The organism is Enterobacter sp. GER_MD16_1505_Eko_090, from assembly GCF_003331015.1.
Taxonomy (GTDB): Bacteria; Pseudomonadota; Gammaproteobacteria; order Enterobacterales; family Enterobacteriaceae; genus Enterobacter; species Enterobacter roggenkampii.
In genome coordinates this window covers 97,875-122,580 of record NZ_PUQF01000014.1, presented here as the reverse complement: position 1 = coordinate 122,580, position 24,706 = coordinate 97,875, and the positions used below count along the sequence as shown (strand labels likewise).

The following is a 24,706-nucleotide window of genomic DNA, read 5'->3' as shown; positions in this document are numbered from 1 at the left end:
TCTGGAGAAAACATGAGCAAAGTACTCGCGACGGAAAATGCACCAGCCGCTATCGGCCCTTACGTTCAGGGCGTTGATCTGGGCAGCATGATCATCACTTCAGGTCAGATCCCCGTAAACCCAAAAACCGGCGCGGTGCCGGAAGATGTCGCGGCGCAGGCGCGTCAGTCGCTGGAAAACGTGCAGGCTATCGTGGAATCTGCCGGTCTGAAAGTGGGTGATATCGTGAAAACCACCGTGTTCGTGAAGGATCTGAACGATTTCGCGACCGTTAACGCCACCTACGAAGCGTTCTTCACCGAGCATAACGCCACCTTCCCGGCGCGCTCCTGCGTGGAAGTGGCGCGTCTGCCAAAAGACGTGAAAATTGAAATCGAAGCGATTGCCGTTCGTCGCTAATTCGCTTTGGCGATGAAAAAAGGCAGCCCAGGCTGCCTTTTTTGTTGCTTGCTACTGATTCCGCGTGGCGCGCAGCAGCGTCTCCAGCGGGTACACCGCCGCAATCACCACTTCGTCCTGCACCTTCGCCGCGTTATCCAGCTCGCTCTGAATCGAGGCGATCTCTTTGTCATCCAGCGTGCCCTGACGCGCCACCAGGTCGGTGAGCCGCAGGCCAATCGAGGCCAGCTTATCCACCTCCTGGATCACCGGCTTCATCGCCTTCAGCTGATAGCTGTTTTCGCTTAAGGCCAGCGCGTCGCTGGTGTTGCTCTGCCAGCGGTTAAAGATGTGGCGCAGGGCGTCGGCGCTTTCCGTGTCTTCCGCATCGCTCACCAGACGGTCCGCCCACTTGTGCATCTGGCGCACGGTGGCGCTTTCAGCGTTCAGCGCATCCGCAAAGCGGTTGAGCGGCTCGAACTGATGATAGTTTCCGGCCTGGAACTTCAGGTGCTGACGGGTGTAATACTGCGCCGGTTCAATGGCCTGAGCGAGGATCTGCAGCGGCAGGGTGTCGGCATTACCGGCGAGGCGCGTGAACTGCACCTGCTGCTGGGTATGCTGCTGCAGCCCGACCGACACCGTCGACCAGCTGTCCATCGCCTGCAGGCGGGTGTACATGTTGTCGACGTCGTTGACGTCCTGCGCGGACCAGAGCCGCTCCGCCACCGCAAACGTACGCGGCCACAGGCGAATATCCAGCACCGGCGCCACCACGTTTTCCGCCCACAGCGCCGCTTCGCCGCCGAGCAGGTTGGACTGGTTCGCCACGTCCGGCACGACGGGCGGAACGCCTTTCGGCACGTCGTCCAGACGCGTGCCGCTAATCGGGTAGCGCGTATTCCCGACGAGGAAATAACCGGAGAGTTTGTCGTTATCAACGGTGACAACCGGGCGCGTTTCGCCCATCCAGGTATCGACGGTGAAGGTCACCTGATTGTCATCCCGCCATTCAATATCCTGCACCGCGCGGCGGGATTTCCCGGCAAAATCAATAAACCCGCGCCAGCCGGCATCCCCTTTCACCAGCGTGAAGCTCCCCTCCACCGGCTTGCCCTTCAGGCGCGGCATGGAGAAGGCCCAGCTCTGGGCGCTGTCGGTGTCCGCTATCACGTCCACGCCGTTTAACCCCTGCGGGACGATCTCGTTGCGGTAGTGATAGGCGGTGGACTGGGGCTGGTCGAGATAAAAGCCGGTCGACAGAATGCCCCTGTAGCCGTTCTGCGCCACCTGCCCCAGCGCGTCCTGGCCCTGCCAGGACTGGATCAGAATGCTTTTCGGCAGGTCAGGATGGTAGATCTCATCCCAGCCGACCATCTGGCGGTGATGCTTCTCAAGGATCGTTTCCAGCCTGCGGTTGAAGTACGCCTGCAGCGCGTGGCTGTCCGCCAGCCTGTTGTCGCGCATAAACTGCTGGATGGCCGGATTCGCTTTCCACTGGCTGTCGTCCACCTCGTCACCGCCGATGTGCAGATACGGATCGGGGAAAATCGCCGCCAGTTCGCTGACCATCGCGTCGGCAAAGGCGTAAGTTGCGTCTTTTGTGGGATCCAGCACCGGCTTCAGCACGCCCCAGTGGCGTTCCATGGCGTATGGCCCCGGGGCGCTCATCAGCTCCGGATAGGCCACGGCAATCGCCGAGGCGTGGCCCGGCATGTCGATCTCCGGCACCACGCGAATGCCGCGCTCGGCGGCGTAACGCACCACCTCGCGCATCTGCTCAGGCGTGTAGAACAGCCCGTCGCTGGCAAGCTGGGTTAATTTTGGATAACGCTTCGAGCTGAAGCGCCAGCCCTGGTCGTCGGTCAAATGCCAGTGCAGCACGTTGAGCTTCGCCGCGGCCATGCCGTCGATCTGGCGTTTAATATCCGGCAGCGGGAGAAAGTGGCGTGCCGAATCGAGCAGCAGCCCGCGCCACGGGAAGCGCGGTGAATCTTCAATGGTCACCCACGGGATCGAGGTGTTTTCCGCTCCGTTCTGCACCAGCTGGAGCAGGGTTTCCATGGCGCGCAAGGCACCGAAGCGGGTGTTGGCAGAGATGTTCACGCCGTTGGCGTCCACCGTGAGCTTATAGCTTTCATCGCTGTCCGGCAGCGGCTGCGGCTTCACCTTTTTAGCGATGGCGATGCGGATAGTTGGTTTGTCTGGCTTTTCAGCCTGAGGCTGCAGCGTCCAGCCGGTTTGCAGGGCGATGCGCTGGCGCAGTCGGTTGACGGCGTCACCGAGATCGTCCCCGCTGACGCTTACAGAAACGTTGTTGCTGAGCACCAGTGCGCCCTGGGTGGTCGGGCGTTCGACCTTCGCAGGCCAGGGCATTAAGGGGAGATCCCCTGCCGGGGCGGCAAAGGCAGAGGCGCCGAGCATCAGCCCGGCGGTTAAGAGACTGTACCGTAACATGAATGTTCCTTATCTGACGGGCCAAATAAAGGCAAAACATTCTGTTAACATGCGCTCATTTTGTCGTCAAGCGAATGCGCCGACGGAGATCACAGGTTGTTGAATTTGGGAGGAAAGCTATTGCCGGGTGGCGGCTTCGCCTTATCCGGCCTACGATCCGAACGTAGGCCCGGTAAGCGCAGCGCCACCGGGCTTGCCGTTACTGCCAGCCATACCGACGCGCATAGAACCCTTTCACCATCTGGGTCAGCACCATATAACCGGCGAGGATCGCCACCAGCCACGGGAAGTAGCTCAGCGGCAGCGCCTGCAGCTGCAGGTAGCTTGCCAGCGGTGAGAACGGCAGCGCGATGCCGAGCGCCATCACAATGCCCGTCATTACAATCAGCGGCCACGCGGCACGGCTCTGGATAAACGGAATGCGGCGGGTGCGGATCATATGCACAATCAGCGTCTGGGACAGCAGACCTACCACGAACCAGCCGGACTGGAACAGCGTCTGGTGTTCCGGGGTGTTGGCGTGGAACACAAACCACATCAGGCAGAAGGTCAGGATGTCGAAGATGGAGCTGATCGGGCCAAAGAACAGCATAAAGCGCCCAAGATCTGCCGGGTTCCAGTGCTGCGGCTTCTGGATCTGCTCGTCGTCCACGTTATCAAACGGGATCGCCACCTGAGACACGTCGTACATCAGGTTCTGGATCAGCAGGTGCAGCGGCAGCATCGGCAGGAACGGCAGAAACGCGCTCGCCACCAGCACGCTGAAGACGTTACCGAAGTTGGAGCTGGCGGTCATCTTGATGTACTTGAGCATATTGGCAAAGGTACGGCGCCCTTCAATCACGCCCTCCTCCAGCACCATCAGGCTCTTTTCCAGCAGAATGATATCCGCCGCTTCGCGGGCAATATCCACCGCCCCGTCTACGGAGATACCGATATCCGCCGCACGCAGGGCGGGCGCGTCGTTGATGCCGTCGCCCATGAAGCCCACCACGTGCCCTTCTCGCTTAAGCAGGGTGACGATGCGCTCTTTGTGCATCGGCGTCAGGCGGGCAAACAGCGTGGTGCGCTGGGCCAGCTTCGCCAGCTCGTCATCGGAGAGATGTTCAATATCGCTCCCCACCACCACATCACCCGCGTCCAGCCCCACCTCGTGGCACACTTTCGCCGCCACCAGCTCGCTGTCGCCGGTGAGGATTTTCACGGTAATACCGCTCGCCTTCAGCGCTTTCAGCGCCGGGGCGGTGGTCTCTTTCGGCGGATCGAGGAAGGCGATGTAACCCTCGAGGATCAGATCGGATTCGTCGATACGCTGATAGTCCCCCTCGCGCGCCGGCAGGAACTTGCTCGCCACCGCCACCACGCGCAGCCCCTGACGGTTGAGGTTGTCGGTGACGCGCTTGATGCGGCGCAGCATGGTGTCGTCCAGCGGCACGATGTCGCCGTTATAGCGTACCTGCGTCGACACGTTCAGGATCTCCTGCAGCGCCCCTTTGCAGATCAGCTGATGCACATCCGTCTGCTCGCTCACCACCACCGACATGCGGCGGCGCTCGAAGTCGAACGGGATCTCATCCACCTTCTGCCAGCGGCCGGAGAGCGTGCGGGCTGACTCTTCATCTACCCCTTCCAGCACCGCGACGTCGAGCAGGTTTTTCAGCCCGGTCTGATAATGGCTGTTCAGCCACGCGCTGTGCAGCACGCGCTCGCTGGTTTTGCCGGAGATATCAGTGTGGTTCTCCAGCACGATTTTGTCCTGCGTCAGGGTGCCGGTTTTATCGGTGCAGAGAATGTCCATCGCGCCAAAGTTTTGAATGGCGTCGAGGTGTTTGACGATCACCTTCTGTTTAGAGAGCTTCACCGCCCCGCGCGCCAGCGTAGAGGTGACAATCATCGGCAGCATTTCCGGCGTTAAGCCGACCGCCACGGAGAGCGCAAACAGCGCCGCCTCCCACCAGTCGCCTTTGGTGTAGCCGTTAATCAGCAGCACGATCGGCGTCATCACCATCATAAAGCGGATCAGCAGCATGCTGACGCGGCCAATCCCTTTCTGGAAGGCATTCGGCTCGCTCTCCTGCTCGCTGACGCGCCCGGCAAGCTGACCAAACCAGGTGTTGCCCCCGGTGGCGGTGACAATCGCCTGCGCGGTGCCGCTGACGACCGTGGTCCCCATAAAGCACAGGGTGTCGCACTCGAGCGGGTTCATCTGCTGCGGGTCGCGGCTGCGCGCCACCTTCTCAACGGGCAGGGATTCGCCGGTCAGGGAAGCCTGCGCCACAAACAGATCGCGCGCCTGGATGATGCGTAAATCCGCCGGGATCATGTCCCCCGCGGCCAGCTTCACCAGATCGCCCGGCACCAGCTGGTCGATAGGCAATTCCACCCAGGCGTTTTCGCCGAGATCGTTGATCACGCGCGAGACGGTCGCGGTGTTGCTGACCATCGCCTTCAGGGCGTCCGCCGCTTTGGTGGAGCGGGCCTCCTGAATAAAGTTCAGCAGCGTGGAGATGCCCACCATCAGGGCAATCACCCCTGCGGCAAACAGATCTTCCGTCGCGTAGGAGATGAGGCCGAGCACGGTCAGCAGCAGGTTGAACGGGTTGCGGTAGCAGAGCCACAGATGCACCCACCACGGAGACGGCTTTTGCGCCGGAATGAGGTTATCGCCATGCACGGCGCGGATTTTTTCCACTTCTGCCGCGTTCAGCCCTTCCGGGTGTCCGCCAAAGGCGCGCCAGACTTCGTTTTCATCCATCGCCGCCACGTTCAGGCAGCGTTCGGTCAGGGACGCGGGGATCGCCGCCCCCGCCATGTTTTTGGCGTTTGGCAGCGGGTCGCGCTGAACAAGACGGTGTGGCAGGTGGCGGCTCAGCAGGGCCTGCAGCTGCCGGGTGATATTTTTAAACATCGTCATTCCTCCGCATCCGCAAAGGCGGACGCAGCATTTCCTTCAGGCGTGGCAAAGCCGTACCTGAGAGGCACTCAATTTTTCAAGCAGGAACGTTTGGAACGCTGCTGCCTCACATCACCGGTGAGTCAGCAACAGGCTGGCTTACCGGAAAGAACGCATTCTCCCGTTCAGGAGAGGTGTGGGATCGGGATCCATGAAGCCTCCGGTAAGTAAAAAGTAGGGTGTCGCCGCGCAGTATAAGGATTTAAGCGTACCCTTTTTGATGATTCGGGCGGTATTATACCCCCCTGCAAATAAACCGAACGTAAACCAGATTTAGCCCATAGCGAAATCGCGCTATAGCATTAGGCTCAATTCATTACATTGTCGTTGTTACAGGGAATACAGCATGCAGAACCGCCTTACGATTAAAGACATCGCGCGTTTAAGCGGCGTGGGGAAATCGACCGTCTCACGCGTGCTGAACAACGAAAGCGGCGTCAGCGAACGCACCCGCGAGCGCGTTGAGGCGGTCATGAATCAGCACGGCTTTTCCCCTTCCCGCTCCGCGCGCGCCATGCGCGGGCAGAGTGACAAAGTGGTCGCCATCATTGTCTCGCGTCTGGATTCTCTGTCTGAAAACCTCGCCGTGCAGACCATGCTGCCCGCCTTCTACGAGCAGGGATATGACCCGATCATGATGGAGAGCCAGTTCTCGCCCCAGCTGGTGGAAGAGCATCTGGGGATGCTTCAGCGGCGCAACATTGACGGCGTGGTGCTGTTCGGCTTTACCGGCATCAAAGACGAGATGCTGAAACCCTGGCAGCCGTCGCTGGTGCTGCTGGCGCGCGATGCCCACGGTTTTGCCTCCGTCTGCTATGACGACGAGGGCGCGATTATCACCCTGATGCAGCGCCTGTTTGACGAAGGCCATCGCCACATCAGCTTCCTCGGCGTACCGCACGCGGACGTTACCACCGGCAAGCGACGCCATGAGGCCTATCTGGCGTTTTGCAAAAAGCACAACCTCTCCGCCGTGGCCTCCCTGCCGGGGCTGGGCATGAAGCAGGGCTACGAGCAGGTCGCCAGCGTCCTGACGCCGCAGACCACCGCGCTGGTGTGCGCCACGGATACGCTGGCGCTGGGCGCGAGTAAATATCTGCAGGAGCAGCGTATCGACGGTCTGCAGGTGGCGAGCGTCGGCAGCACGCCGCTGATGAAGTTTTTGCACCCGGAGATCATCACCGTCGATCCGGGCTACGCTGAGTCCGGCAGACAGGCCGCCGCGCAGCTGATCGAGCAGATCAACGGGCGCGCAGAGCCGCGTCAGATCGTTATTCCTGCCCACCTTTCATAACCCCCACCAATCGGTTTATTGTGATCTTCGCCCGATTTCGGGAACGTTCCCATTTTCGCCGTCACGCTGAAGGAGTAGGCTTGCGCTCAGGTCATTACACCCCCTCACCATCTGTCATGAGGTTTCATGATGAGTAAAGTCAAACAAGCAGATATTGATCAGCTGATCGTCCTGGTCGGCGGCCGCGAAAACATCGCAACCGTCAGCCATTGCATTACCCGCCTGCGCTTCGTGCTGAACGATCCGGCCAAAGCGAACCCGAAGGCGATTGAAGAGCTTTCCATGGTAAAAGGCTGCTTCACCAACGCCGGTCAGTTCCAGGTGGTGATTGGTACCGAAGTGGGCGATTACTATCAGGCTCTGCTGGCGACCACCGGGCACAGCGCGGCGGATAAAGAGCAGGCCAAGAAGGCTGCGCGCCAGAATATGAAGTGGCACGAGCAGCTGATTTCCCACTTCGCGGAGATCTTCTTCCCGCTGCTGCCGGCGCTGATCAGCGGAGGCCTGATTTTAGGCTTCCGTAACGTCATCGGTGATGTGCCGATGAGCGACGGCAAAACCCTGGCGCAGATGTACCCGGCGCTGAAAACCGTGTACGACTTCCTGTGGCTGATTGGCGAAGCGATCTTCTTCTATCTGCCGGTCGGGATTTGCTGGTCCGCAGTGCGCAAGATGGGCGGTACGCCGATCCTCGGTATTGTACTCGGCGTCACGTTGGTCTCTCCGCAGTTAATGAACGCTTACTTACTTGGTCAACAGGTGCCGGAGGTGTGGAACTTTGGCCTGTTTACCATCGCCAAAGTGGGCTATCAGGCGCAGGTCATTCCGGCCCTGCTGGCGGGCCTGGCGCTGGGCTTTATTGAAACCCGACTGAAACGCATCGTGCCGGATTACCTTTATCTGGTGGTGGTGCCGGTGTGCTCGCTGATTCTGGCGGTCTTCCTGGCGCATGCCTTTATCGGTCCGTTTGGCCGCATGGTTGGCGACGGCGTGGCCTTCGCGGTGCGTCACCTGATGACCGGCAGCTTCGCCCCGATTGGCGCCGCGCTGTTTGGCTTCCTGTACGCCCCGCTGGTGATCACCGGCGTGCACCAGACCACGCTGGCGATTGATATGCAGATGATCCAGAGCCTCGGCGGCACGCCGGTCTGGCCGATTATCGCCCTGTCTAACATTGCCCAGGCGTCCGCGGTGACCGGCATCATTATCGTCAGCCGCAAGCACAACGAACGCGAGATCTCCGTTCCGGCGGCCATCTCCGCCTACCTCGGCGTCACCGAACCGGCAATGTACGGTATCAACCTGAAATACCGCTTCCCGATGCTCTGCGCGATGATCGGTTCCGGTCTGGCAGGCCTGGTGTGTGGACTGAACGGCGTGATGGCGAACGGGATTGGCGTCGGCGGCCTGCCGGGCATCCTCTCCATCCAGCCCGCTTACTGGCAGGTGTTTGCCCTGGCAATGGCCATCGCCATCATCGTCCCAATGGCGCTCACCACCGTGGTTTACCAGCGTAAGTTCCGTCAGGGCTCGCTGCAGATTGTTTAACTTCATCTTTCGGGGCGCAGTTGCGCCCCTTCGCATTTGCAGGAACGCATTATGAATACCCTTCCTCACTGGTGGCAGAACGGCGTCATCTACCAGATTTACCCAAAGAGCTTCCAGGACACCACCGGCAGCGGCACCGGCGATTTACGCGGCGTGACGCAGCGTCTGGACTATCTGAAAACCCTCGGCATTGACGCCATCTGGCTGACGCCGTTTTATATCTCTCCGCAGGTGGACAACGGCTACGACGTGGCGAACTACACCGCCATCGATCCGGCCTACGGCACGCTGGATGATTTCGACGAGCTGGTCGCTGAGGCGCACGCGCGCGGCATTCGCATCGTGCTGGACATGGTGTTTAACCACACCTCAACCCAGCACGCCTGGTTCCGCGAGTCGCTGAACAAAGCGAGCCCGTACCGCCAGTTCTACATCTGGCGCGACGGCACGCCGGAGCAGCTTCCCAACAACTGGCGCTCCAAGTTTGGCGGTAACGCCTGGCGCTGGCACGCCGAGAGCGAGCAGTATTATCTGCACCTCTTCGCCCCGGAGCAGGCGGACCTCAACTGGGAAAACCCGGCGGTGCGCGCCGAGCTGAAAAAGGTGTGCGAGTTCTGGGCCGATCGCGGCGTCGACGGCCTGCGTCTGGACGTCATTAACCTGATTTCGAAAGATCAGGATTTCCCGAATGACGAGACGGGTGACGGTCGCCGCTTCTACACTGACGGGCCGCGCATCCATGAATATCTCCAGGAGATGAGCCGCGACGTCTTTACCCCGCGCAACCTGATGACGGTAGGCGAGATGTCCTCGACCTCGCTGGAGAACTGCCAGCAGTATGCGTCTCTCGATGGCCGCGAGCTGTCGATGACCTTTAACTTCCATCATCTGAAGGTGGATTACCCCGGCGGCGAAAAGTGGACGCTGGCGAAGCCGGACTTCGTGGCGCTGAAAACCCTCTTCCGCCACTGGCAGCAGGGGATGCACAACAAAGCCTGGAATGCGCTGTTCTGGTGTAACCACGACCAGCCGCGCATCGTGTCGCGCTTTGGTGATGAAGGCGAACACCGCGTACCGGCGGCGAAGATGCTCGGCATGGTGCTGCACGGGATGCAGGGCACGCCGTATATCTATCAGGGTGAAGAGCTTGGCATGACCAACCCGCACTTCAGCCGCATCACCGACTATCGCGACGTGGAAAGCCTGAACATGTTCGCCGAACTGCGCGCCAGCGGCCGCGAGCCGGATGAATTACTGGCGATTCTGGCGAGTAAATCCCGCGACAACGGGCGAACCCCAATGCAGTGGGACGCGTCGCACAACGCGGGCTTTACCGAGGGCGAGCCGTGGATTGGCGTCTGCGATAACTACGAAACCGTGAACGCCCGCGCGGCGCTGGACGATGCGGATTCGGTGTTCTACACCTATCAGTCGCTGATTCGCCTGCGCAAAACCCTGCCGGTGCTGACGTGGGGGGATTATGAGGATCTCCTGCCGGAACACCCTTCCCTGTGGTGCTATCGCCGCCAGTGGCAGGGGCAGACGCTGATGGTGGTGGCGAACCTGAGTAATACGCCTCAGGAATGGCAGACAGAGGCTCTCAGCGATAAGTCGCAGGTGCTGATGAGTAACTACCCGGCACCGCAAACGACGTCACTCCGTCCGTTTGAAGCCGTCTGGTGGTTGCAGCAGTAACTTTCCCTGCCGGGTGCGGCTCAGCACCCGGCTTACTTTACTGTTTTTGTTGAATAATTAATCAGATTTTTCTCGCCCGCCTTTACAATCGCTGAAGCGCCCGTCGTTTGTACTCTCGTCTTTTTACTTTGTTCTGCATCAAATAAATCGCAAACATGTTTGATGCAAATCACTATATGTAGCACTTAAAATGCACGCCGACCCAACATCTTGTATTTATCGTCTACTATTCCAACAACAAGACGGCGCTTACGCTGGCCGGAATTGTGGATAACACGAGCTGGGAACGCGGGAAGTCTTTGGCCTGGCGGGAAATGCGTCCGGTGAATACTTCTCCACCTCTGTGGATAACCTGTTTTTAATAATGGAGTGATCATGACACCGCATGTGATGAAACGTGATGGCTGTAAAGTGCCGTTTAAATCAGAGCGCATCCAGGAAGCCATTCTGCGTGCAGCTAAAGCAGCGGGAGTCGATGACGCAGATTACTGCGCCACCGTCGCAGAAGTCGTTAGCAGCCAGATGAATGAACGCAGCCAGGTTGATATCAACGAGATCCAGACCGCGGTTGAGAACCAGCTCATGGCAGGACCTTACAAGCAGCTGGCGCGCGCCTACATTGAGTACCGCCACGATCGAGACGTCCAGCGCGAGAAGCGCGGCCGACTGAACCAGGAGATCCGTGGCCTGGTGGAGCAGACCAACTCTGCGCTGCTCAATGAAAACGCCAATAAAGACAGTAAAGTGATCCCCACCCAGCGCGACCTGCTGGCCGGTATCGTCGCCAAACACTATGCCCGCCAGCATCTGCTGCCGCGCGACGTGGTCTCGGCGCACGAGCGCGGCGAGATCCACTACCACGATCTCGACTATTCGCCGTTCTTCCCGATGTTCAACTGCATGCTGATCGATCTGAAAGGCATGCTGACCCACGGCTTTAAAATGGGTAACGCGGAGATTGAACCGCCTAAGTCGATCTCCACGGCTACCGCGGTCACGGCGCAGATTATCGCCCAGGTCGCCAGCCATATTTACGGCGGCACCACCATTAACCGCATTGACGAAGTGCTGGCCCCGTTCGTGACGGCGAGCTTCAACAAGCACCGGAAAACCGCCGAAGAGTGGCAGATTCCGGACGCGGACGGCTATGCGCATTCCCGTACCGAGAAAGAGTGCTACGACGCCTTCCAGTCGCTGGAATATGAGGTGAACACGCTGCACACCGCCAACGGCCAGACGCCGTTTGTAACCTTCGGCTTTGGGCTGGGCACCAGCTGGGAATCACGCCTGATCCAGCAGTCGATCCTGCGCAACCGTATTTCCGGCCTCGGCAAAAACCGTAAAACCGCCGTGTTCCCGAAACTGGTGTTCGCGATTCGCGACGGCCTGAACCACAAGTTTGGCGATCCGAACTACGACATCAAACAGCTGGCGCTGGAGTGCGCGAGCAAGCGCATGTACCCGGACATCCTGAACTACGATCAGGTCGTCAAAGTCACCGGTTCGTTTAAAACGCCAATGGGCTGCCGTAGCTTCCTCGGCGTGTACGAGGATGAAAACGGCGAGCAGATCCACGACGGGCGTAACAACCTGGGCGTGATCAGCCTCAACCTGCCGCGCATCGCGCTGGAGGCAAAAGGTAATGAAGCTGAATTCTGGAAACTGCTGGATGAGCGCCTGCAGCTGGCGCGTAAGGCGCTGATGACCCGCATTGCGCGCCTCGAAGGGGTCAAAGCCCGCGTGGCGCCGATCCTCTATATGGAAGGGGCCTGCGGCGTGCGCCTGAAGGCGGACGATGACGTATCCGAGATCTTCAAAAACGGCCGCGCGTCGATTTCGCTGGGCTACATCGGCATTCACGAGACCATCAACGCCCTGTTTGGCGACACGCACATGTACGACAGCGAAGCCCTGCGTGAGAAAGGCATCGCCATCGTTCAGCGCCTGCGCGACGCGGTAGACCAGTGGAAAGAGGAAACCGGCTACGGTTTCAGCCTGTACAGCACCCCAAGCGAGAACCTGTGCGACCGCTTCTGCCGTCTGGACACCGCCGAATTCGGGATTGTGGAAGGCGTGACCGATAAAGGGTACTACACCAACAGCTTCCACCTCGACGTCGAGAAAAAGGTGAACCCGTACGACAAGATCGACTTCGAAGCAGCGTATCCACCGATCGCCAGCGGCGGCTTCATCTGCTACGGCGAGTACCCAAACATTCAGCACAACCTCAAGGCGCTGGAGGACGTGTGGGACTATAGCTACCAGCACGTGCCGTATTACGGGACCAACACGCCAATTGATGAGTGTTACGAGTGCGGCTTCACCGGTGAGTTTGAATGTACCAGTAAAGGCTTCACCTGCCCGAAATGCGGCAACCACGATGCGGCTCGCGTCTCCGTGACCCGTCGCGTATGCGGCTATCTCGGCAGCCCGGACGCCCGTCCGTTTAACGCCGGCAAACAGGAAGAAGTGAAGCGCCGCGTGAAGCATCTGGGAAATGGGCAGATCGGTTAATCCGCTGCCACATTAATGCCCGGTGGCGCTGCGCTTACCGGGCCTACGGAACGCTCTCTTTTGTAGGCCGGGTAAGCGCAGCGCCACCCGGCGTGGTTATTCACAATGAACTATCACCAGTACTACCCTGTCGACATCGTCAACGGTCCCGGTACAAGGTGCACCCTGTTTGTTTCAGGGTGCATTCACGAATGCCCCGGCTGCTACAACAAAAGCACCTGGCGTCTGAACTCCGGCATGCCGTTTACCGCGGAGATGGAAGATAAAATCATCAACGACCTGAACGACACGCGCATCAAACGCCAGGGGATCTCGCTCTCCGGCGGCGATCCCCTGCACCCGCAAAACGTGCCGGATATGTTGAAGCTGGTGGAGCGCATTCGCGCAGAGTGTCCGGGAAAAGATATCTGGATCTGGACGGGCTACAAGCTGGATGAACTGAATGCGCGGCAAATGGAAGTCGTGGATCTGATTAACGTGCTGGTCGACGGCAAGTTCATGCAGGATTTAAAAGACCCGGCGCTCATCTGGCGCGGCAGCAGCAACCAGGTTGTGCATCATTTGCGATGAACGCTAAAGCCGTTTATTTGCGTCGTGATAAGCGGCTGATTTCTCTCTTTTCCCAACGGCGATAACAAATACCGTTATAACGCTGTCCTGAACCTGATAAACCAGGCGATAGCCAGACGCCTTGAGTTTGATTTTGTAGCAATCAGGCAGATTATGCAGGCGGGCCGATTCGACCCGGGGATTTGCCAATACCCCGGCAAGTTTCTTCTTAAACTGGTTTTTGACCGTATCCCCCAGCTTGCTCCACTCCTTTAACGCCCTCGGGTCAAATTCCAGTTCATAAGTCATCCAGACTAACCTTTATTCCCTTTTGCGGATTAGCCAGTCGCTCCCGGACTGTCTGTATCAGCGCATCTTCGCTGTCGCTAATGGTGACCGTTTTCACCGGCATGCGCCCCGTTTCAGCAACGTACTGAAACAGCAATCGCACCGCTTCCGTTGGGGTAATATTGAGTTTTTCCAGCACGGCATAAGCCTCGTTTTTGAGTTTGTCATCCAGACGGACGTTTAGCGTGGCCATTATGCCTCCAGAAAAATCGAATGTGTAATGCAGTTTAGCATTACATTCGCATTACATCGAATTCTGGATAATGCCTCTCAAAAACGACTCAAACTCTCCATCGCCACCGCCTTAAACCCGGCAAAATCCTCGCAGCTACAGAGCCGTGACATGGCCCGCTCGCGCAGGAAGGTGACGAAAATATCATAAATCGCCATCGCCTCTTCGTACTCGCTTTTGCTGATGGCGAGCAGGAAGATAACGTGCGCGGTTTCGTCGCCCCACTGCACGCCGTGCGGGGCGAGCACGGTGTAGACCACCGTTTTCTGCGCCAGCAGGCCGAGGGAGTGCGGCAGCGCGATGCCGTCGCCGAGCATGGTGCTGACGATAGCTTCACGCTCAACAACCGAATCCAGAAACTCCGCGCCAACAAAGCCTTCGGCCTCAAGCTGTTCACACAGCTCGCGGAACAGCGTCTGCTGATCGATCGGCTTGTCGATAATGCGGAAGTGGGCCGCGTCGAAGTATTTATCCAGCATCCACGGGCGGGTGCGGTCCACCAGCACCAGTTTGCCAATCTGTTCTAACTGATAGTCGGTCGGGAACGGGGCGATCATCACCACCGGTTTTGACTTTTCGCTGACGCGGGCGGTGGCGATCACAAAGTCTTCGCCAATCGTTTCCGCCAGCTCGTACTCGCGCAGGGTGAGCGTGCTCGTTACCTCAATCTGCGGGTATTTACGCTGCAGTACCGCCTCAATCATGCGCACCATCGCGTTACCGGCGTCGCATACCAGCAGCACGCGCGGCTGACGCTGGTAGCCAATGTTGTAGTGGCGCTCCAGCCCGACACCAATATGCAGCACCAGGAAACCAACCTCGTTTTCGCTGATCACATACGGCGTGTATTTGCCCCAGCTCGACACCGCCGCCAGCGTCATGTCCCACGCCATCGGGTAGTGCTGCTTGATGTTATCCAGCAGCGGATTGGGGATCATGATTTGATACCGCACGCGGGTGATCATGGTTTTAATATGCGTCAGCAGATCCGCGTGCAGCTGCGCGTCGCTGAGCAGGTTGTAGTTATAGTGAGTGTTGATATAGCGCAGGATGTAGTTGACCAGCGCCTCGTCGTCGTCAGCGTTAATGGCGCTGGGCGCGATCTCCTGAATCTGCCGCGCCGCAATGTGCACGCACAGCCAGCTCTCCTCCGACGGCGAAAGCGCCTTGCCCGCCAGCTGCTGGATGGTCACCGCGATATCCTTCGCCGCCTCGCGCACGTTCTCTTCCACGTCTTCGGCATGGAATTCCGGCAGCGGGTAACCTTCGCTGATGCGACGTACCGACACCGCGCAGTACAGGCGCAGGAACAGCTCGCCTTCATCGGTCAGGCGAATGTGGTGACGGGTCAAGGCGTCGTGCAGCACCGGCACCATCTGCTCCGCCACGCCCGCATTCAGCGCCACGTCGGTCACCAGCGGGTTCAGGCTGTCGTGCTGCGCCAGCTCCCAGAGCAGATCGGTCAGGCAGGCGCGGGTCGACATCTCGCTGCCAAACAGCTTCATGCCGTGGCGCGGACGGGTTTCCAGCGTCAGGTTGTAGCGATGAAACCACTCGCGCACCTCCGCCATATCGCTTTGCAGCGTGGCGCGGCTGACGAACCATTCGTCCGCCAGATCCTCCAGCTTAAGCGAAAACGCAGAGGTCAGAAAACGCACCACCAGATAATGCACGCGCTCCGGCCCGGTCCGCGGGATACGCAGCGCGCGCGGGTGGGATGCCTGAAGCTGCTGATAGCGCTCGGCATCCTCAATTTTGAGCTGGTAGCCGTTGCCCCGGCTCAGGATGAACTGCGCGCCGTGGCTGGCCAGCAGCGCGTTCAGGGCGGTGATGTCCGCACGGACGGTTCGCGTGGAGACCGACAGCCGCTGCGCCAGCTCGTCCTGCGGCAGCGTCTCGTTTTGCAACAGGTCGAAAAGTTGCGCCAAACGTTGGTTCGGAAATCGCACGTCGTTGTCCTCTTACGGCTTAAGGTGAAATGACCATCTGGGATGGGCTGCCGACCGGGGTATAGTCTGGCTCAAAGCTCAATTTCCCGTCCTGCGCCACGCGGAAGCGGGTAATGTTGTCGCTGCGCTGGTTCATGACGTACAGCCAGCGCCCCTGTTTATCGAGCGTCAGGGTGCGCGGGTAGTCACCGCGCGTCCACACATCGTCCTGATGCGTCAGCGTGCCCTCCGCCGTTACGGTAAAGTGCCCGATGCTGTTATGCAAACGGTTAGCCACATACAGCTGCTTACCGTCGGCGCTTAATGCGAGCCCGGCAGCAAAGCTGGTGCCTTTGTAACCTTCCGGCAGGGCAGAGACCGTTTTATCCTCTTTCAGGGTGCCGTTGGTATTCACGGTATACCGGGTGAGCGTAGACGCCTCTTCGTTAATCAGCCACAGGGCATCGCCCTTCGGCGTAAAGACAAAGTGGCGCGGCCCGGCACCTTTCGAGGAGGCGCTGATAAACGGCGGATCGTTCGGCGTCAGCTTTCCTGTCCGATCGTCAAAGCGGTATTGGTAGATGCGATCCAGCCCAAGATCGGTGGAAAACACGTATTTCCCGCTCGGATCGGCGGCGATCATATGCGCATGGGGGCCGTTATGATCGCTGATCGCGAAGCTGCCCTCGACGGCAGCTGCCGGCTTCGCCGCGCCCGGTTCGCCTTGATCCTGATGTGTGTCCGTGGCGTCACCCAGGCTGCCGTCTGCGTTAACGGGTAAAACGGCAATGGAGCCGCTGACATAGTTCGCCACCAGCAGATGCTGGCCGTTCGGCGTCAGGGAGAGATACACAGGCCCGGCACCGCCGGAGGCCACCTGACTGAGCTCGCTCAGCTCACCGTTATCGCCGACGCGCAGCGCCTGCACCACGCCCTGCTCCACTTCGCTTGCCAGATACAGCGTTTTGCCGTCCTGTGAAAGGGTCAACTGCGCCGCATTCGGCAGTTTGCTTACCAACGTTTTATCGTTCAGTGCACCGGTTTGCGGGTTAACAGTAAAACGGTACAGCCCTTCACCGTTCGGATTATAGGTACCCACCCAGGCGTATTGCGTCTGGGCGACAGCGGCGGTGGCGAACATTGAGAGTGAAGCGACAAGCAAGGTACGGGTGTGCATGGTGGCTCCTGTATAGGTGTGAGTTCTACTTCACCAGCTTCTTCGTCATCGCCAGCAGCGTACGCACATCTTCCGGACGCGTATCACCGCTGGCTTTGTCGATAATCGAGCTGTAGATATGCGGGATGATTTTGCTCACGCCCGCGTCGAGGGCGATCTGCAGGATCTCCTCATAGTTTTCCAGATCGATACCTCCGGTCGGCTCCAGCCAGAAGTCGTGACGGGCGCAGGCTTCCGCCACCGCTTTGTACTCGTCACGGCACTTCAGGCCGCCCATCGGGAAGTATTTGATAGAGCTGCCGCCGAAATCTTTCAGCAGAGCAATCGCCGTTTCCACCGGCACAATGCCGTCCGGCGCCGCGCTGCTCAACGGGCCGGTGGAGATTTTCACCATCCCGACGGTGCCGGTCGGAGAGACCAGACCGTTGACCACGGAGTCATTTTGCCCCAGCAGCGCGCGGCTGGTGGCCACGCCGGTAAAGACCTGGTTAACGTGCTGCGGCTGTACCTGGCGGGAGATCTCGCTCACCATCGCCGACTGGTTCGGATCGCCCGCGCCCAGGCCAACGGAGAGCGCGTTATCAATCAGCTTCGCGTATTCGCGCATATCGGCAACGGCGCTCGCCACGTCCGGGTAATTTTTGGAGAGCACGCCCACCAGCACGTGGCCTTCCGCCGCCTCGTAGATGGCGCTGGCGTTGGCCTTTGAGCCAGCCAGCACGTTCAGACAGACGCGGTCACGGTAAAAGTTGGGGGTCAGTTTCATGCGTTTTTCTCCTGTCCTAATACTTCACTAATGCGGCGGTACACAATGTTCAGCTGGTCAGCGTTTACGCTGCGCACATCCGCTTCGATAATCCCTTCGTTGGCCTTGTAGCCACGGAAGTAAATGGCGTATTCGCCCTGCTTCAGCTTCGCCACCAGGTCACCCGTGCCGACGCCGGTGGTGGCTTCGTCAAATTTAATCTCGGTGCGGGCGATGTCGCGTCCGGCGCTGTCCCAGACCACGCGCGCGGTCACTCCGTTCAGGGTGTTGAGCGCCTCGATAAACGGCGTCATTTTCGCCACCATCTCGGCGCCGCTCTCTTTGGTGGCCGTCAGATAGTGTTCGATGGCGCAGGTCAGGCCAAGAATGCCCTCTTTACCCACCTTCATGGCGCGGCCAATCCCCGCCGTCTGGCGCTTCACCCACTCAACGTACTGGGTCTTGCCGATCACCAGCCCGCTGGTGGGGCCTTCGATCGCCTTCGCACCGCTGTAGATCACCAGGTCCGCGCCGGCGCGGTAGTACGCGTGCAGATCTTCTTCCGCCGCGGCATCGACGATGAGCGGCAAGTCGTGTTTACGTGCGACAACCGCCGCCTGCTCGACGCTGAGCATGCTTTTCTGCACGCAGTGGTGAGATTTGATGTACATGATCGCCGCCGTGCGCGGGGTAATCGCCGCCGCCAGCTGATCGGCGGAACATTCGTTGGCGTAGCCCGCTTCCACCAGCCTGCCGCCGCCAAGCGCCACCATGGTGCCCACCGGCGCGCCAAAGTTCACGTTGTGCCCTTTCGGCAGGACGATCTCGTTGTTCTCAATCGGGGTCACGTGCAGGTTTTCCAGCAGCCAGTCGCTGTCTTTCACCAGCACCGCGGCCACGGACTGGGCAATGCCCGCCGACGCGCAGGAGACCACCGTCGCGCCTTCCACGTCCAGCAGCTTCGCGATGTACTCCCCGGTTTTATTGACCAGATCCTTCATCTCGAAATAGTGATTCATGCCGTCCATCGCCGCCTGTACCACCTCCGGACGCGGCGTGGAGACGCCCAGCGCCGTCATGCGGCCAGAGGTGTTGATCACCTGCTTTAAGCGGTACTTCTCATAAATCGAAGGCATTTTCCGTGCTCCCTTGTTCGGTCATGTAGCCCTTGCCTGCGCGGATCGCAGCAAGCGGCACCAGAATGTGTTCAGCCTGCAGGCTGTCGTTTTCGGCATCCGTCAGCACCGTCGGCTGGCGTTTAATCGTGAACAGCGTCAGGTCGGCATCGAGACCCGGCTGAATGCGGCCTTTACGCGTCAGGCGCAGGCCATCGGCGGCGTTCGCCGTGACGCAGTCAATCACCTGCGGCAATGACATGCCGATGGCGAGGAATTTCGACATCACGCTTGCCAGCGAGCCCACCGGGCCGTTGATGCGGTTGCGGCAGTAGATGTCCGAGCTGATGGTGTGCGGCAGGATGCCCATCGCGATGGCGCGTTTTGCCACCTCAAAGCTGAAGCTCGCCGTGCCGTGGCCGACGTCCAGACGCACGCCGCGCTTCAGCGCAGACGTAATGGAGGCGCGCAGCTCGCCGGAGGGCGTCAGAATGCGGTTAGGCTTGCCGTTGTAGCAGTGGGTGATGATGTCGCCAGAGCTCAGCAGCTCGGCAATTTCGTCGAGGTTCGGCGGGTTGTTGCCAATGTGCACCATCAGCGGCAGGTCGCCGTTCTCTTTCTGAATGGCTTTGGCGCGCGCCAGCGGCGTGATGCCGTTGTCACCGACCACGCTGCTGCTCATGCGCGCCTTCAGGCCGACGATAAAATCAGGATGGCGTTTCACCGCCTCTTTCACCGCGTCGGCGTCAATATTGGCCATGTTGGCCAGCTCGTTCTGGGCAATCAGCCCCACGCGGGAGATGTTCAGCAGGGCAAAGACCTCGGTGGAGGCCTTGCGGGTAATCGCGTAGAAATCGTCCACGTCGTCGGCCCCGGTGCTGCCCGCGTCTACCACGGTGGTCACGCCGGTGGCAACGCCCACGCTGTCCGGTTCGTCGTGGTAAATCGGGGAGTTCGGATAGCAGTGTACGTGGGAGTCAATCCAGCCTGCGCTGACGAACACGTCACCGTTTAGCTCCACCGTTTTGCGGGCGGGAGCGTCTATGTCACCCGTCGCGGCGATCTTCCCGTCCTGAATGGCGATATCGGTCAGGGTATCGTCGGCGAGGCGCGCACGGCGCAGGAGTAAATCAAACATGAGGATCTCCTGAAAAGGCAGGCGCCGAAGCGCCCGCGGGTATTAAAGGGCAACCGGGAACAGCCAGCCCAGAATCATTGCGCCGAGGATAGCGCCACCGGTAATGGGCTTCTGCCAGATGTAGAACAGCAGCGCACCCAGCAGAGAACCCACGCCAATCGGAATGGAGGCGGTCATGGCGCTGAGGATAATCAACGGTCCGAGGAAGCGGCCGGAAGCGTTGCCCGCCCCCATCATCACGTCTGCGCCGTAGGTGGAGTTGCTCTGGTTGATGGTGAACTTACGCGCCAGGATGATGACGTAGCCAATCGCAAGGCCAATCACCAGGCCGGTGATCAGCGCGGCAATGAAGTTGGTCACCGGGAACATGATCCCCGCGCCCAGCAGCAGCGCCGGAACCCCGAGGCCCACGCCGGTCTGGATCGCCCCGCCGATGTCGAGAATACCGACCAGCGAGCCTTCGATAATACGGGCGAACAGGAAGCTCGCGCCGAACGCCGCCACCGCGCCGTAAACGCCGGTATCAATCCCCGCTTTCAGCATCGCCACGAAGGCCACTTCGTTAAACGCGCCGATGCCGTAGAGGTAGTACATGTGCGTCCCGGCAAACACGCCGGAGGAGAGCAGGCCAACGAAGATCGGGAACGACCAGTCGGCATACCAAAAACCTTTATTCTGTTCCATGTCGAGGCTCCTGTTATTTACCGCTGAGCGAGTTGTGGATCATGTCGAGCCAGTTCGGCACGGTCAGATGGAAGGATTCGATCATCTTCATGTCGAAACCGCGGAAGAAGCCGCTCAGCACGAAGAGCAGCACGATCGCCGCCATCATCACTTTGGTGACGTGGTTCCAGCCGCTCTCTTCCACGCCTTTACCGATCAGGATCCCCAGCACCAGGCCCGGTACGGCGTTGCCCATAATCAGCTGCGCCGCGCCGCCAAAGATGGTGGCCCAGAAGCCCGATTTTTTACCCGCGTCGATGGCCGCCAGCCAGAAGATCACCGGCATCACGGTGTTGACCAGCAGGTTTGCAGCAGGCACCAGCACCTTCACGGCGGTGACCTGAAGCGCAGCGGGCACGGAGGAGGCGGTCAGGTTAAGGAAGGTCACGACGATCATGCCGATCACGCCGCAGGCAATCGCCATTTTGCGCGGATCGTGCAGCGTTTCGCCGACGTTACGGTTTTTGATCATCAGCGCGGCCGCACCCCAGTTCGGGATGATGCGGTGGTCAACGTCCTGTGTGAAAGCCCCTGCGGCCACGGAAGAGGCCCAGGCGTTAAAGAAGAAGCCTAACCCAAAGGAGAAGTGGGACGCCGGATCCCCTTCGCAGGAGTTCAGTTCCCCCAACGTACGAAACGCGCCCATACCCTGAGTGGTAGGCGCATGAAACATGCGTGCAGCCCCGGCCCCGACACCGACGCCTACCAGGCCGCCGATGATGAGCGATTTTATTAATATAATTAAGAACATCAGTCTGCCCTTTTATGAATAATCAGCGTTGCGTGACGAAATCCACCTGGTCGAGATTGATGGCGGTCACGTTGACGGTCACATCCAGCTCCACGCTGTAGGTGCGTCTTTCCCGGCGCAGAAAGAAGAACAGAAACGCTTCTTTTCGCACCGCTTCTTGCGCCTGAACGACCTGCACATCCTGTGGCTCAATACGCAGTAAGATATGCGGTGAGGCTTTCATCACCGCGGCCTGAACGTGGTTGAGCGCGTCGGCAAAGGCGCGCGCTTTGGCGTCGCCCTTCCCCTTCACTCTCACCGTGGTTGTGAACTGTTCTTTCATGCTTATGCGCCGTATTTTTTCTGCCACGCCTGTACCAGACGCTCGCCCAGCTCTTCTTTATCCATAAAGCCAAAGCCCAGCACGTTGCAGCCTTCGTTGATGGCGGTGACGCCTTCATCCACGGAACGCATACCGTATTTGGCCTTGTAGCCATATTTGGTCTGGGCGGTGATGGCACCCGCGCCGCCGCTGCCGCAGAAGGAGATGCCGAAGGTGGCGTTTTCCGCTTTCATCACGTCGCCGAGCTTCATGTCTGCCGCCATGCCCGGTACGACAACCGCGCGTCCACCTGCTTTTTCCACACCGGCCGCCACTTTCTGACCTTTACCCAGGCGATCGCCAATCACGACTGTAATCTGTTCCATGTGTTGCTCCTTAAAGGTTGTCTTTCGCGACTTCAAAGTGAACGGAGAGCAGCCAGGCTTCTTCATCAGGAAGGTTGCCAAACTGCGCTACCACTTCACGGGCAAGCCGCATTGAATCCGGTGAAATTTCGTCAAACAGCTCTGCTTCAACCTCCGGCAGCGGCTCGCCGGTCACGGACCGGTGCGCCATGGCGCGCACGTGGGAAGTAAGCATCTGCTCCTGTACCGCATTGGGGATGATGTTGTTCCGGGCCAGCAGGGCATAAACCTGCTGCAGCATGGTGTTCGCGAGCTGTTCTGTTTGCTCTGCCTGTTCCCCAACGTCGTTCATTACCGCTCCGTTAATCACTGGTCTTACCCCGTTAATGGCTCTGGAATAAAACTAACGTTGGGGGGGAATTGTTTGTAGCGAGTTGTTTTCCACTTCGAAGTGGAAAGGGGAGCCGCAGCAGTGATCTGTGCCACATAAATACGGTGAATCTGGATTAATCACGGCATTCGCGTGATGAATATCACGTATTCCAGCGGCAAAACGCGCGCCGGGGAAACGAAAACGTTCAGGCGTGGTGACGCAAAAATGTGATGGCGATAGGGTTTACTTATTACCGCGCAAAAAAACGGGGGCCACTGGCCCCCGCTGGTTGTTTGTCAGATGCGCGATCGGTTAACGGTATTTCTTGTGATACGTATTACGGGTCGTCACAAACTGCTCGGCCGCCGCCTGGGCTTCCTTCACTTTGCCTTCGTTAGCGAGCTTCAGCGCACCGTCGATCTGGCCGACCAGCACGTCAAAGCCGTGGCGGTAGTCTTTCATCTCTGCGCTGTCTGCCGCTTTGCTTTCCAGCTTTGGAGGCGTCGCTTTTTGTGCGTCCAGCGCCGCTTCACGCATTTTGGTCAGCGCGTCTTTCATTTCCGCCGCATTGTCGGTTTTCTGCACCACCTTCAGGTTTTGCCCGAGGATGCCCATGTCGTCTTCAAGATCGGCAGCAAACGCAGAAGAACCAAGAACCAGCGTTGAAGCCGCGACGATCGCTAACAGATGTTTACGCATTGCTCACTTCCTTTTTTATTATTAACAAAACGCTATCTCTATTGTCCGGCGATTTTCATTTCCGGGAGTAATACAGAACCACACTGTATATTGCTGCGTGTTTCAATATCGTTACCGACCGTAACGATATTGCGCCACATATCCTTCAGATTGCCAGCGATGGTAATTTCGCTCACCGGATACTGGATTTCGCCGTTTTCAACCCAGAAGCCCGCCGCGCCGCGAGAGTAATCGCCGGTGATGCCGCTGACGCCCTGACCCATCAGCTCGGTCACCACCAGACCGGTGCCCATCTCTTTCAGCATCTGCTCAAAGTTGAGGCCCTGCCCGGCAATGCGCCAGTTGTGAATGCCGCCCGCGTGCCCGGTGCTTTTCAGCCCCAGCTTGCGCGCGGAGTAGTTGGTCAGAAGCCACTGGGTCAGAATGCCATCTTTCACGATGTCACGACGCTCCGTGCGCACGCCTTCGCTGTCGAACGGCGTGGAGGCCAGGCCTTTCAGCAGGTGCGGATGCTCTTCGATGGTGAGCCATTCCGGCAGGATCTGCTTGCCCAGCGAGTCGAGCAGGAAGGTCGATTTACGGTAAACGGAGCCGCCCGCGATAGCGCCCACCAGATGGCCAAACAGGCCGGTCGCCACTTCGTTGGCAAAAATCACCGGGGCTTTCATGGTGGAGAGCTTGCGCGGCGACAGGCGAGACAGCGTGCGTTCGGCGCACTCTTTGCCTACCCACTCCGGAGACTGCAAATCCCCCAGCGCGCGGCCAATGGTGTAGGCGTAGTCGCGCTCCATGTCACCGTTCTCTTCGGCGATGACGCAGCTGGAGAGCGAGTGGCGGGTAGAGCAGTAGCCCTGCAGCATGCCGTGGCTGTTGCCGAAGACTTTGATGCCGTAGTGGCTGTTAAAGCTGCCGCCTTCGGTATTGGTGATGCGCTTGTCGGCCTGCAGGGACGCCTGCTCGGCGCGCGCGGCCAGCTCAATCGCTTCGTCCGGCGTCACTTCCGCCGGATGGAACAGGTCGAGATCCGGCGCGTCAAACGCCAGCAGATCTTTATCCGCCACGCCGGCGTAAGGATCCGGTGAGGTATAACGGGCGATATCCAGCGCGGCCTGCACCGTACGGGCGATGGCATCCGGACTGAGATCGGTGGAGGACGCACTGCCTTTGCGATTCTGGTGGTATACCGTGATACCCAGCGCGCCGTCGCTGTTGAATTCAACATTCTCCACTTCGCCATAGCGGGTGCTCACGCTAATGCCGGTGGTTTTGCTGACCGCCACTTCGGCGCCATCTGATTTTTCTGAAGCAAGCATCAGCGCGGTGGAGACGGCTTCTTCCAGAATCTTACGCTGCGCTTCAACTTGTGAGGTTACTTTCATCGCAAATGCCATACTGTAAGAGAGAGTTAACTGAAGTCTAACAG

Annotated in this window: 22 protein-coding genes; 6 read left to right on the top strand and 16 right to left on the bottom strand. The window is 59.2% G+C overall.

What is annotated here, in order from left to right; all coding sequences use genetic code 11:
* Positions 1–12: 12 nt before the first annotated feature.
* Positions 13–399: a 2-iminobutanoate/2-iminopropanoate deaminase gene (gene ridA, locus C6A40_RS16825; protein WP_008501391.1), complete on the top strand. Its 387-nt coding sequence runs from the start codon at positions 13–15 to the stop codon at positions 397–399.
* Positions 400–450: 51 nt separating this feature from the next.
* Here ridA and C6A40_RS16820 read toward each other — a convergent pair whose 3' ends face one another.
* On the bottom strand, positions 451–2,835 hold the full coding sequence (locus tag C6A40_RS16820; protein ID WP_045335517.1) for a beta-N-acetylhexosaminidase: 2,385 nt from the start codon (positions 2,833–2,835) through the stop codon (positions 451–453).
* A 199-nt stretch (positions 2,836–3,034) separates the two neighbouring features.
* Positions 3,035–5,743 carry a magnesium-translocating P-type ATPase gene (mgtA, locus tag C6A40_RS16815; RefSeq protein ID WP_045335516.1) on the bottom strand — a complete coding sequence of 903 codons (2,709 nt, stop codon included), beginning with the start codon at positions 5,741–5,743 and terminating at the stop codon, positions 3,035–3,037.
* Between the two features lie 391 nt (positions 5,744–6,134).
* Here mgtA and treR point away from each other — a divergent pair, with 391 nt between their 5' ends.
* The 5 genes from treR (at position 6,135) to nrdG (ending at position 13,409) form a co-directional block, all read left to right on the top strand.
* A complete protein-coding gene (gene treR, locus C6A40_RS16810) occupies positions 6,135–7,082 on the top strand; it encodes a trehalose operon repressor TreR (RefSeq protein WP_021240675.1) in 948 nt (315 codons plus the stop codon).
* Positions 7,083–7,211: 129 nt separating this feature from the next.
* On the top strand, positions 7,212–8,630 hold the full coding sequence (gene treB, locus C6A40_RS16805; protein WP_045335720.1) for a PTS trehalose transporter subunit IIBC: 1,419 nt from the start codon (positions 7,212–7,214) through the stop codon (positions 8,628–8,630).
* Between the two features lie 51 nt (positions 8,631–8,681).
* The gene (treC, locus tag C6A40_RS16800; protein WP_045335515.1) at positions 8,682–10,325 is read left to right on the top strand and encodes an alpha,alpha-phosphotrehalase; all 1,644 of its coding nucleotides are present in this window, start codon (positions 8,682–8,684) and stop codon (positions 10,323–10,325) included.
* Between the two features lie 375 nt (positions 10,326–10,700).
* Positions 10,701–12,839: an anaerobic ribonucleoside-triphosphate reductase gene (nrdD, locus tag C6A40_RS16795; protein ID WP_008501397.1), complete on the top strand. Its 2,139-nt coding sequence runs from the start codon at positions 10,701–10,703 to the stop codon at positions 12,837–12,839.
* 105 nt (positions 12,840–12,944) lie between these two features.
* Positions 12,945–13,409, top strand: coding sequence for an anaerobic ribonucleoside-triphosphate reductase-activating protein (nrdG, locus tag C6A40_RS16790; RefSeq protein WP_045335514.1), 465 nt, complete (start codon positions 12,945–12,947; stop codon positions 13,407–13,409).
* A gap of 3 nt (positions 13,410–13,412) precedes the next feature.
* Here nrdG and C6A40_RS16785 read toward each other — a convergent pair whose 3' ends face one another.
* The 14 genes from C6A40_RS16785 to pmbA all read right to left on the bottom strand — a co-directional run bounded on the left by C6A40_RS16785 (position 13,413) and on the right by pmbA (position 24,674).
* The gene (locus C6A40_RS16785; RefSeq protein ID WP_008501399.1) at positions 13,413–13,697 is read right to left on the bottom strand and encodes a type II toxin-antitoxin system RelE family toxin; all 285 of its coding nucleotides are present in this window, start codon (positions 13,695–13,697) and stop codon (positions 13,413–13,415) included.
* Positions 13,687–13,929: a type II toxin-antitoxin system RelB/DinJ family antitoxin gene (locus C6A40_RS16780; RefSeq protein WP_008501400.1), complete on the bottom strand. Its 243-nt coding sequence runs from the start codon at positions 13,927–13,929 to the stop codon at positions 13,687–13,689. Before C6A40_RS16780 ends, C6A40_RS16785 begins: the two co-directional genes overlap by 11 nt.
* A gap of 77 nt (positions 13,930–14,006) precedes the next feature.
* Positions 14,007–15,917: a BglG family transcription antiterminator gene (locus tag C6A40_RS16775; protein WP_045335513.1), complete on the bottom strand. Its 1,911-nt coding sequence runs from the start codon at positions 15,915–15,917 to the stop codon at positions 14,007–14,009.
* A gap of 19 nt (positions 15,918–15,936) precedes the next feature.
* The gene (locus C6A40_RS16770) at positions 15,937–17,073 is read right to left on the bottom strand and encodes a lactonase family protein (RefSeq protein ID WP_045335512.1); all 1,137 of its coding nucleotides are present in this window, start codon (positions 17,071–17,073) and stop codon (positions 15,937–15,939) included.
* A 25-nt stretch (positions 17,074–17,098) separates the two neighbouring features.
* Complete coding sequence (gene dagF, locus C6A40_RS16765; RefSeq protein WP_008501404.1) at positions 17,099–17,839, bottom strand: 2-dehydro-3-deoxy-phosphogluconate aldolase; 741 nt, start codon at positions 17,837–17,839, stop codon at positions 17,099–17,101.
* The gene (locus C6A40_RS16760) at positions 17,836–18,954 is read right to left on the bottom strand and encodes a DgaE family pyridoxal phosphate-dependent ammonia lyase (protein ID WP_032664559.1); all 1,119 of its coding nucleotides are present in this window, start codon (positions 18,952–18,954) and stop codon (positions 17,836–17,838) included. The genes dagF and C6A40_RS16760 overlap by 4 nt, the downstream gene beginning before the upstream one ends.
* Positions 18,938–20,071, bottom strand: a complete 1,134-nt coding sequence (locus C6A40_RS16755; protein WP_045335511.1) for an amidohydrolase/deacetylase family metallohydrolase — start codon at positions 20,069–20,071, stop codon at positions 18,938–18,940. Before C6A40_RS16755 ends, C6A40_RS16760 begins: the two co-directional genes overlap by 17 nt.
* Positions 20,072–20,113: 42 nt before the next feature.
* Complete coding sequence (locus C6A40_RS16750) at positions 20,114–20,755, bottom strand: DUF4310 family protein (RefSeq protein WP_008501407.1); 642 nt, start codon at positions 20,753–20,755, stop codon at positions 20,114–20,116.
* A 13-nt stretch (positions 20,756–20,768) separates the two neighbouring features.
* Positions 20,769–21,545 carry a DUF4311 domain-containing protein gene (locus tag C6A40_RS16745; RefSeq protein WP_008501408.1) on the bottom strand — a complete coding sequence of 259 codons (777 nt, stop codon included), beginning with the start codon at positions 21,543–21,545 and terminating at the stop codon, positions 20,769–20,771.
* A 22-nt stretch (positions 21,546–21,567) separates the two neighbouring features.
* Positions 21,568–21,867, bottom strand: a complete 300-nt coding sequence (locus C6A40_RS16740) for a DUF4312 family protein (protein WP_006810338.1) — start codon at positions 21,865–21,867, stop codon at positions 21,568–21,570.
* 2 nt (positions 21,868–21,869) lie between these two features.
* A complete protein-coding gene (locus C6A40_RS16735) occupies positions 21,870–22,232 on the bottom strand; it encodes an SFCGS family glycine-rich protein (RefSeq protein ID WP_006810339.1) in 363 nt (120 codons plus the stop codon).
* A gap of 10 nt (positions 22,233–22,242) precedes the next feature.
* The gene (locus C6A40_RS16730) at positions 22,243–22,581 is read right to left on the bottom strand and encodes a glycine dehydrogenase (protein ID WP_025911967.1); all 339 of its coding nucleotides are present in this window, start codon (positions 22,579–22,581) and stop codon (positions 22,243–22,245) included.
* A 315-nt stretch (positions 22,582–22,896) separates the two neighbouring features.
* A complete protein-coding gene (gene cybC / locus C6A40_RS16725) occupies positions 22,897–23,283 on the bottom strand; it encodes a cytochrome b562 (protein ID WP_008501412.1) in 387 nt (128 codons plus the stop codon).
* A gap of 38 nt (positions 23,284–23,321) precedes the next feature.
* Complete coding sequence (pmbA, locus tag C6A40_RS16720) at positions 23,322–24,674, bottom strand: metalloprotease PmbA (protein WP_008501413.1); 1,353 nt, start codon at positions 24,672–24,674, stop codon at positions 23,322–23,324.
* Positions 24,675–24,706 lie beyond the last annotated feature (32 nt).